9 protein-coding genes are annotated in these 10,437 nt (G+C 22.0%); 8 read left to right on the top strand and 1 reads right to left on the bottom strand.

Features of this window, described 5'->3' with window-relative positions; all coding sequences use genetic code 11:
• Window positions 1–59 precede the first annotated feature (59 nt).
• From hflX to N3A58_05790, 8 genes are all read left to right on the top strand, one after another.
• The gene (hflX, locus tag N3A58_05825) at window positions 60–1,205 is read left to right on the top strand and encodes a GTPase HflX (GenBank protein ID MCX8058914.1); all 1,146 of its coding nucleotides are present in this window, start codon (window positions 60–62) and stop codon (window positions 1,203–1,205) included.
• A gap of 5 nt (window positions 1,206–1,210) precedes the next feature.
• The gene (locus N3A58_05820; GenBank protein ID MCX8058913.1) at window positions 1,211–1,660 is read left to right on the top strand and encodes a GNAT family N-acetyltransferase; all 450 of its coding nucleotides are present in this window, start codon (window positions 1,211–1,213) and stop codon (window positions 1,658–1,660) included.
• 36 nt (window positions 1,661–1,696) lie between these two features.
• Complete coding sequence (locus tag N3A58_05815; protein MCX8058912.1) at window positions 1,697–2,449, top strand: alpha/beta hydrolase; 753 nt, start codon at window positions 1,697–1,699, stop codon at window positions 2,447–2,449.
• 47 nt (window positions 2,450–2,496) lie between these two features.
• Window positions 2,497–3,852, top strand: a complete 1,356-nt coding sequence (locus tag N3A58_05810; protein MCX8058911.1) for a phosphomannomutase/phosphoglucomutase — start codon at window positions 2,497–2,499, stop codon at window positions 3,850–3,852.
• A gap of 332 nt (window positions 3,853–4,184) precedes the next feature.
• Window positions 4,185–4,781: a manganese efflux pump MntP family protein gene (locus N3A58_05805; protein MCX8058910.1), complete on the top strand. Its 597-nt coding sequence runs from the start codon at window positions 4,185–4,187 to the stop codon at window positions 4,779–4,781.
• 174 nt (window positions 4,782–4,955) lie between these two features.
• The gene (locus tag N3A58_05800; GenBank protein ID MCX8058909.1) at window positions 4,956–5,693 is read left to right on the top strand and encodes a pseudouridine synthase; all 738 of its coding nucleotides are present in this window, start codon (window positions 4,956–4,958) and stop codon (window positions 5,691–5,693) included.
• A 45-nt stretch (window positions 5,694–5,738) separates the two neighbouring features.
• A complete protein-coding gene (cmk, locus tag N3A58_05795; GenBank protein MCX8058908.1) occupies window positions 5,739–6,401 on the top strand; it encodes a (d)CMP kinase in 663 nt (220 codons plus the stop codon).
• A gap of 147 nt (window positions 6,402–6,548) precedes the next feature.
• Window positions 6,549–8,561 carry a hypothetical protein gene (locus N3A58_05790; protein MCX8058907.1) on the top strand — a complete coding sequence of 671 codons (2,013 nt, stop codon included), beginning with the start codon at window positions 6,549–6,551 and terminating at the stop codon, window positions 8,559–8,561.
• 7 nt (window positions 8,562–8,568) lie between these two features.
• Here N3A58_05790 and N3A58_05785 read toward each other — a convergent pair whose 3' ends face one another.
• Window positions 8,569–10,431, bottom strand: a complete 1,863-nt coding sequence (locus N3A58_05785) for a tetratricopeptide repeat protein (GenBank protein MCX8058906.1) — start codon at window positions 10,429–10,431, stop codon at window positions 8,569–8,571.
• Window positions 10,432–10,437 lie beyond the last annotated feature (6 nt).

The raw sequence follows: 10,437 nt of genomic DNA, 5'->3' as shown, positions 1-10,437 counted from the left end.
TTTTAATATATAATATAATTAAAAGAAGGATATAAAAAATATAAATTAGTTAAATTAAATTGGGAAATATTTTAAATAATCAAAATAAGATTTTTCTTGTAACGATTTTTTGTAATACTCCTAATTTGAATACTTATAGAGGTCAAAAATATGAAGAAGAAATAAGGGAAGAGATGCTCGAATTGTGTTATACTGCATCCCTTGATGTTGTTAATAAAGGTGATCCTGTCGTTATAATTTTAAAAGAGATCAATCCAAAAACATTTATATCGAGAGGAAATATTGATAACATAAAAGAAAAAATAAAGAACTATAAGATTCAATTTTTGGGAATCAACATAGATATATCTCCTTCTCAACAGAAAAATTTGAATTCTTTATTTAATGTTAAAGTAATAACAAAAACAGAGATAATTTATGAGATTTTTTATAGAAGAGCATCTTCTTCTGTTTCTAAAATTCAGATAGAACTTGCAAATTTAAAATATATCAAATCAAGATTAGTTGGTTCTTATGAAGATTTTGACAGAATTAGAGGAGGAATTGGAATTAAAGGTGGTGCTGGTGAAACTAAACTTGAAATTGATAGAAGAAATATAGATAAAAGAATCTCTTTACTTAAGAAAAAATTATCAAAGATTGAAAAACATTTTCATCTTATATATGGTTCCCACAGAGATATATATACTGTTTCTATTGTTGGTTATACTAATGCAGGAAAATCGACACTATTAAATGCCTTAACTAATGCAGATCAACTCGAAGAGGATCTTTTATTTTCAACTCTTGAAGTAAAAAGCAAAAAACTCTTTTTTAATAGTGAATTGAGTATTTTGTTGGTAGATACTATTGGTTTTATTAGAGATTTACCTCATCATTTAGTTGAGTCATTTAAGACAACCCTTCTTGAAATAAAATATTCAAAACTCTTACTTCATGTTGTTGATGCATCATCTGAATTTATTGAAGATCATATTGAAACAGTTAATAACACTTTAGAAGATATAAATTGTAAAGATATACCAAGAATTTTAGTTTTTAATAAATGTGATAAAATAGATCCTATTATATTAGATAATCTTAAAATAAAGTTTCCTGATTCTTTTTTTATTTCAGCTAAAAATAAAACTAATTTATTTGAATTAAAAGACTTTCTTTATAAGTATTTTTATTCATTAAAAAAAATAGAGAAAAGAGGTAAATAACATTTATGGAACTTATATTAAAAGATAATTTAGAGTTAGAAATTTTACCATTTAAAAAAGCAAAACCAGAAGAACTTATAAAGTTTTGGAAAGAAAATGATATAGAGGTTAGTCCAACTGATACTATTGAAGAAATAAGTAAGGCAAAAAAATTTAATCCTGAACTTTTCCTAATATTAAAAGATAGAAAAGGAATTTGTGCAACTTGTTGGGGTACATGGGATGGAAGAAGAGGCTATATTATTCATCTCTGTGTAAGAAGAGATTTGAGAAATAGTGGTCTTGGAAAATATAGTATCTTATACGTTGAAAACTTATTAAAAAATAAATTTAATTGTTATAAAATTCATCTTTTTGTTACAAAAAAAAATATAAAAGTTATGGATTTTTATAAGAGTATAGGATATTATGAAAGAGATGATATAATAGTAATGAGTAAGAATTTAAGAAAATAAAATCTATTTATTAGAAATAATTTAAGGGTATTATTTATGGAAAAACTTTCCTCAATAATAAAGAGAATTTTTTTAAAATTTCTTTTTGTAATTATTATATTTTTTTTTGTTGTTTTTTTTATATTATATATATGGAGTTTAGGATCTTACAAAAATTTATCAGAGGTTAATAAATACTTGGTAAGTAATGAAAAAGTCAAAATTGAGATAAAAAAAAACAAAGATATATTTTTTATTTCAAAAAGTTTAACTGATAAATTTTTAGTTTTTTATCCTGGGGGTCATGTAAATTATAAATCCTATTCTCCTATATGCTTTAAACTTGCTGAAAAAGGTATAAATTCAATACTTATTAAAATGCCATTTAATTTAGCATTTTTTGGAATTAAAAAGATAGAAAAATATATCAATTTATATAAAAATTTTAAGTGGTATATTTGTGGGCACTCTTTAGGTGGAGTGGCAGCAACTTTATATTCAAAAAATAATTATAAAAAACTTTCAGGGCTTATTTTACTTGCTTCTTATCCATCTAAAGATATTTCTTATTTAAACCTCAGAGTATTATCTATATATGCTACAAATGATGGGTTAGTTTCTCCTGAAAAAATTGAAATTAAAAAGAAATTATTGCCATTAACTACAAAATTTTTTTTAATAGAGGGAGGAAACCATTCTCAATTTGGTTATTATGGATTTCAGAAAGGTGATTTAAACTCAACTATAAGTAGAGAAAAACAGATAGATATTGTTATAAGTCAAATATATGATTTTATTTTTAATTTTTAATTTTATTAAAATTTTTATTTTTTATTTAATTTTATTAGGGAGGAAATGTGGGAATATATAAAGCATACGATATTAGAGGAATTTATAATAAAGATTTTAATAAAGATGATGTTTATAAAATAGGTTATTTTATACCAAAGCTTCTTAAAACTGATAAAATACTTGTTGGACATGATGGTAGGTTGTCTTCAGATGAAATTTTCTATTTTTTATCTGAGGGAATTACTGATTCAGGAGCAGATGTTTATTCTTGTGGTTATTCTACAACACCTATGATATATTTTGGAACATCCTATTATAATTTTAAAGGATCAGTTCAAATCACAGCTTCCCATAATCCTAAAGAGTATAATGGATTTAAAATATCTGGTGAAAATTCTGTACCTATTGGATATGATAATGGCTTAAATATTTTAGAAAAAATGGTAAGAGAAGAAAAATTAGAGATTTCTAAAAGCAAAGGAAAGATATTTGATTTTAATGTATTAGATGATTATAAAAAATATTTAAACAAATTTATAGAAAATTATGAAGATTTAAACATTTCAGTTGACTTATCCAATGGTATGGCTTCAATAATAGTCAAAGATCTTTTCCCCACTAATTTTAAATTTATAAATGATTTTATCGATGGCAATTTCCCTGCACATGAGCCAAATCCTTTAGAAGAGGAAAATAGAAAACAGATAGTAAATGAGGTTGTTAAAAATAAAAGTGATTTGGGAATTATTTTTGACGGAGATGCAGATAGAGTAATGTTTATAGATGATAAAGGAAATTTTATTCAACCAGATTATCTAATAGCATTAATTTCAGAATTCTTTTTTTCAGAAAGATATAGAAATAAACTTGATAATAAAACTATTTTATGCGATATAAGAACTTCAAAATCAACAATTGATTATATTAAAAAACTAGGTGGTAATGTTTATTTATGGAAAGTAGGCCATGCTTATGCTAAAAAGAAACTTAAAGAATTAAATTCTGTATTTGGTGGTGAACTTGCAGGTCATTACTATTTTAAAGATTTTTTTTATTGTGATTCTGGGATACTTGCCTCGATAATTGTTTTAAATGAATTAAATTATTTAAGAAAAAATGGATTAACTATATCTGAAAAATTTAAAAATATAATAAAATACTTCAATTCAGGAGAAATAAATTTTAAAGTTGAAAATAAGTTAGAAATAATGGAGAAAATTAAAAATTATTTTATATCAAAAGAAGATCCAGTTAATTTTTATGATTTTGATGGATTTAGAGTTGAATTTAAAGATTGGTGGTTTAATATTAGACCATCAAATACTGAGCCATATTTAAGATTAATTGTTGAGGCTTCAAATAAAGATATTTTAAATGAAAAAATTGATAAAATAAATGATTTAATAAAAAGTTATAATTAAAATTATATATTTAATTTTTTTGCAAAATTATTTAAATTCTATATTAAAAGTTAATTGTCAAATTTTTTTAGAAATTTTTAACTTTAATTTTCTTTATTTTTAATTCTCATTTTTATAAAGTTTATATTTTCTGATTCTAAAAGGATTTTTTATAATTTAAAAATTATTAAAATTGAAGTTAAATATTTATATATTAACTTTATTAAATACATACTAATTAGTGAGTTGTAAAAATTTTATTGTTATATAATTTATAGAAAATAGAAGAAAACTATATATTTATTTAATTTTAAAATTTAAAAATTTCAGCTAAATTTTTTAGGAGAAATTAAATGTTTTATTTAGAAACAATTTTAATAGCAATAAGTCTTTCTATGGATGCTCTTGCTGTTTCTATTACAAACGGTTATTTAATAAAATCATTAAAAATAAGACATGCCTTTAGAATTGCTTTTTTTTTTGGTTTTTTTCAAGCTATTATGCCTCTTTTAGGATGGGCTTTGGGCATAAATATTGCAAAGTATTTTCAAAAATTTGATCATTTTATAGCTTTTGGGATACTTCTTTTTTTAGGAATAAAGATGATATTAAGTTCAAGAAAACTTGAATTAGAAGCTTGTCCAGTTGATGAAAAAAAATTATCTAATAATAAAAAAACATGTCTTGATTTTTCTTTTTTGATTTTGATGTCAATTGCAACAAGTATAGATGCTTTTGCAGTTGGAATAAGTTTTGCAATTCTTAAAGTATTGATATTTATTCCTATTTTGATAATTGGCTTAATAACTTTTATAATATGTTTTATTGGAGTATTTATTGGTAATAAAATTGGTCATCTTTTTGAGAATAAGCTTGAGATTGCTGGTGGAGTTATATTGATTTTAATTGGTTTGAAAATATTTGTTGAGCATATTGTTAAAAATATTTAAAATTTATCAGAAATTTATTGAGCATAAATAGAAACAATAAAAAGATAAGATAATAAAATAAAAAGTAATTTAATTATATAATAAAAAAGATATAATGGATAATTTATAAAAAATCAATGGATTATAATAATTATAATAAATAAAATATAAAATAATATTATATAATATTATGATATGAAATTACAGAAATTTATTTCTAATTTTTCATCTATTTCTAGAAGAGAAGCAGAAATTTTAATAAAAGAGGGTAAAGTTAAAGTCAATGACAAAGTAATTTTAACTCCATATTTTAATGTTGGCTTAGATGAAATAGTAAAAGTTAATGACAAAATTATTAAACCTATTTTGGATAAGTTTTACATTGCATTTAATAAACCTCCGCAAGTAGTTTCTACATTAAAAAGAGGAAATGATAACTTTCTAAAAGATAAAAAAATTGTACTTGATTTTTTAAATTATGATTATAAAAACATTAAAAATTTAAGAATTGCAGGAAGGCTTGACTTTTTATCTGAAGGACTATTAATTTTATCTAATGATGGAGATTTTATTAATTTAATAATTCATCCTTCTTACAAAATTGAAAAAGAATATGTTTTGATCTCTTTTAAAGAAATAAGTAATGAATTTATAATTGGTTTTTTAAATGGTGTTTATATAAATAATATTTTATACAAAGCTAAAAATGTTAAAAAAATAAATAATTATTCAGTTAAAATTGTTTTGATAGAAGGTAAAAATAGAGAAATAAGAAATGTAGCTAAATATTTTTCACAGCCAATAAAAAGATTAATTAGAACAGCTATAGATGATATAAAATTAGGTGATTTAAAATATGGAAAAACTAGATTAATTAGTATAGAAGATGTAAATAAAATTAAGTTAAAAAAATTAAAAAAAGATTTGTATTAAAATAGATTTTTTAAATTATGGGAATAAATATTTATGGAGAAAAATATGGATAAAATAGATTCAGATAATATTATAATAGCCATTGATGGCCCTTCTGGTACTGGGAAATCTACTACAGCAAAGGAGTTAGCTAAAAGATTGAACTTTAAATACCTTGATACCGGAGCTATGTATAGAGCAGTAACCCTATACTTTCTTAAAAATAATATAGATATACCTGATAATGAAAATGCAAAAGTAAATGAAATTTTAAAAAATATTGAAATAAAATTTGATGGTGAAAATACTTTCCTAAATTCTCAAAATGTTTCGTATGAAATAAGAAGTAATGAGGTTAATAATAATGTTTCAAAAATTGCTAAAATAAAAGAAATTAGAGATTTTTGCGGGAATTTACAAAGAAAAATTGGCTTAACTGGTAAATGGGTCGTTGAAGGCAGGGATATAGGGACTGCTATATTTCCTGAAGCAAAATATAAATTTTTTTTATATGCTTCTGATGAAGAGAGAGCTAAAAGGAGATGGTTGCAAGATGGTAAAAAAGATTCATATGAAAAAGTTTTACAAAATATTAAAGAAAGAGATACTATAGATTCTTCAAGAGAGATGAATCCTCTAAGAAAAGCCCCTGATGCTATTGAAATTGATACAACTAATTTAAATTTTGATGAAGTAGTTAATAAAATAATATCATATATAAAAATTTAAAGATATTAGATATTTAAATTAATATTTTTATAATGATCATAAACTATATTTAATTTTATTTTTTTTTTTGAAATTGTGTTTAGCTGATAAATAAGTATAATTATTTTTTATTTGAAATATCAAAATAAGAAATTATAATTGGTAGTGATGAAAGAAGATCAGTATGATATTTTAAGAAAGAAGCTAAATATTGATAACCTTGATGATAAAACAAAAAAAAAGTTAATGGATGATTTTAAGAAAGCTGGTGGTAAGATAGATTATTCTATTTTTGAAAAGAAATATGGCAAAGATAGTAAGCTTGAATATTTAGAACTGCTTAAAAAAACTACTAGTAAAGCTTCTTCTGGAAAACCAGCTGATAAAGAATTATGGATAGATGGTAAAAAGATAGTTGAAGGTCAAACAAAAGGAAAAGTTACTCAAGTTAAAGATTCTAAGAAATATAATGAAAAAACTAAGGAAGACAAAGATCAAAAATTAGAAAGTAAGAAGTTAAAAGATAAGCGATTAAAAAAAGATTTTAATTTGGAAAATAAAAAGGTAAAAACAAAAAAAGAAATAGATTCTATTGATAAAATAAAACAAAAAGCTGATTATATTAAAAAAAAACTTGAGCATTATAATGAAAAAATAAAATCAAAAATTGGTTCTAATAAAAATAAAAATTCTGATTCTTCTAAATCTTCTCAAAAAATAAATGAAAAAGTAGATGATATTAATTATAAGAGTGATCAATTAAAAACTACTTTAGCAATAACTGAACTTCCAGAAAAATTTACCCCATCATTTATTGATAGAATTCTTTTATCAATAAATGGGTTTACATTAAATGTTTCTCAGTTTAATCCAACTTTACTTAATCCAAAATTTTTAATATATTTTTTACCTTATTACATTAATTTAATATCTAATATCGGTTATTTTGTTAGGTCATGCATTCAATCTTCCAAAATTAAAGCAAAACTTCTTTCTGATGCTTATGATCCTTTGGTTATTGATATGTTATTTCATTTCAATCAATTAATTAATGAAGAGTTTTTGAATGATTTTCAAAATTATTTACTTTCTACTCAATACTTAATTTTACCAGATTCTTTAGCTCAAAAATTTTATGCTTATTTTAGAAAAATCTATTTTATTTATCAAAATGAAAATCTCTGCATTAATTCTTTATTGTTAGCATTTGATCTTTATAAAAGTAATTTTTCAACTTCATTAGTAAAAGAAGATATAATAGATGGTATCTATTTTATAACAAAGACAGCTATAAAAAAATTCTCAATTATCTATTGTATTAATATAAATAAATATTTTTCTCTTAATAATCCAGATTTTATACATATAATTAAACTTACAAATGAGGAGAAAGCTGGTTATTTTTATAATAAAATAAAAGAAGAAGAACAAAAACTTAAAGAAAGGCTAAAAGAATTTGATCAAAACAAAAAAGTGTTAGTAAAGGAAGATATTGAAAAGAAAGAAGAACTAAAAATACCAGATGATGTAAAAAAAGGATTTATAATAATGGATCAACTTGTTGAGTACATAAAGAATAATTGGGATAACTATATACATCTTGAACCTATAATTCCCTATCTTTCAAGAAATGATAAATTATTACCAACTTATATATTTCTTAAAGAGTTTATTGAAGAGTATTCAATTTTTTTACTTGCAAAAGATATTCAATATAAACTTGATTTTGTTGAGCATAAAAAGATTGATATAAAAGCAATGATAAATAATGCTATTGATAAATTAACAATTGAAATAAAAGATTTTGAAACTTATCTTGATATTTTAAAAAGAGTTAAAGAAACTCCAGATTCAAATTCTCTATATAAAACAAGGTTAATTGCTCAAAAAAATACCCTTAATAAAACAATTAGAGATAATATATTGAATGCAATTCAAAATTTATTACTTCCTATAACTAAAGTTATTATAGATTATAAAGATAGGCAATTTAGATTTATTGATAATTATGAAGAATTAATTAAGCTTGATGAAAGATTATCAGGACATAAAAAGAATAATAATAAGAAAGTTATTTATATTTTTGTTCAATCTTACTATTTTTTAAAAGCTTTTGAATTTAGGCTTGAAAAAACAGATCTTTCTGGAAATGATCCAGATTTGGAGGAATCTTTTATTTAATTTGTTTTTATTCATAATAAGGATTAAATATTTTAATTATATCTATATTATCTTTAGAAATATTTTTATAATTTATTTTTAGCTTGTATGACTCAAATGGATTAATTAAATATATTAGGTAATTATTATCATCAATTTTTTCAATGTTAATAATAAAAATTATGTTTATATCGATATTTTTCATATATTTTGAATAATTTAATTTTTCAAATATTAAAAAGTTCTTCTTTCTTAAATAACTTTTAAATATCTTGATTTCTTTCTTTGACAAATTAAAAAATTGAACTTTCCCAACTATTGGTACATTAATATTTTTTATAGAATCCGGGTTAATTTTTAAAATTTCAAGAATCGAATTGAAATAATTTACATAGTCTTTGTTTTTATAACTAATATCTACTTTGAATAAGAGATAGTTTAAATATAAATTTCTCTCATAATTCTTATCATAGTTTTCTAAAAAGATTTTTTCATATTTTTTAAAAATTTTAAAATCATTAAATTTTTTAGCATATTCTAAATAGAGATAGGGAATTGTTCCAGTTTTATTTCCATAATATTTTTTATAATATTGATCTAGTTTCTCTAAAAATTTTAAGTAAAAGTATTTATTCCAATCATATATTTTTATTAATCTTTTGTAATATTCTATAAAAGCATAATCAAAATTGTACTTTTTTAAAACTTTGATATTATAATATTTTTTCATAATGTCAAAGTATTTCTTTTGAATGTGAGAAAAGATAATATTTAAAGTATTTTTTAATTTACTTAAAAAATTAAATGTAAAAAATTTTTTTTCATATTTTATTTTAAAAGTAGCATACTCATATAAAAATTCATAATGATTAGCAAGATGTTCATTTTTATTAAGATTATATTTATATATCCAACTTTCATTATTGTAATTGATAATTTTTTTTCCATATTCTAGTGCTTTTTCATGAAAACCTCTAAGCCTATTAAGTTCAAAAAGGTTATATAGAATTAAGGGTGCTTGTAATTTTTCAAGACCTCCAATGAATAGAGAATTAGCAAGGTCAAAGTTTAAATTTGCATAATAGATTTCTCCAAGAGCTAAAAAAGCTTCAGGCATATCAGAATTTGTATATGTTTTCATAAATAGTGAGTATGCTTCATTGTAATTATAAAATGTGTATTCGAGAATTCCCCAATTATAGTAAATAGTTCCTTGGTAGCTTCCGGGAAAGTTTAAAACCTTTTTATAGTAGTATTTACTCTTTTCGTATTCACCAAGATTAGCATATAAAACTGCTAAAGCTGAATCAAGGTAAGAAAATCCTGAAAAATAATTGTAATGTTGATCAATTTTCTGTTTTGCAAGATCGAACAATTCAAGTTTTAATAATATCCAAATATAAGAATAAAAATTGTATGGTTGATACAGATATTGAGCAAAAGATTTTTCGAACCATTCTATAGCTTTTTTATCCTCATTCATATATGCATAAGTATCAGCAATCATTGATAATAAATAGTGACTTTTATCTCCTCTCTTATTTGCAATTTTGAAATATTTTAAGGCTAAAGGGTAAAGTTCTTGAGAATAAAAAATTTCTCCAAGTTTTTTAGGTATAACTCTTGATTTTCTAAACTTTTTAAAACCCTCAAGTAGTAATTTTAAACCTTCTGAAATATTGCCCTTATCCACATATTCTGAAGCTTTAGCAACAAGTTCTGCTTCAGAGATATCATAAAAGTTATTATCTTCATTAAAAGGGAGTTCTTCTTGAGCAAAAATAAAATTTGTTTTAACCATTAGTATAAGTAAAGTAAAAATAAAAATAGATAAAAATAGGTTTAAAACAAAATAAAAATAAGGATGTTTTTTTAATTTAATAATTTTCATTAATAT

It is taken from the genome of Spirochaetota bacterium (assembly GCA_026415295.1).
GTDB lineage: Bacteria > Spirochaetota > JAAYUW01 > JAAYUW01 > JAOAHJ01 > JAOAHJ01.
The sequence above is the reverse complement of the archived record's forward strand: the minus strand, read 5'-3'. Positions and strand labels throughout refer to the sequence as shown.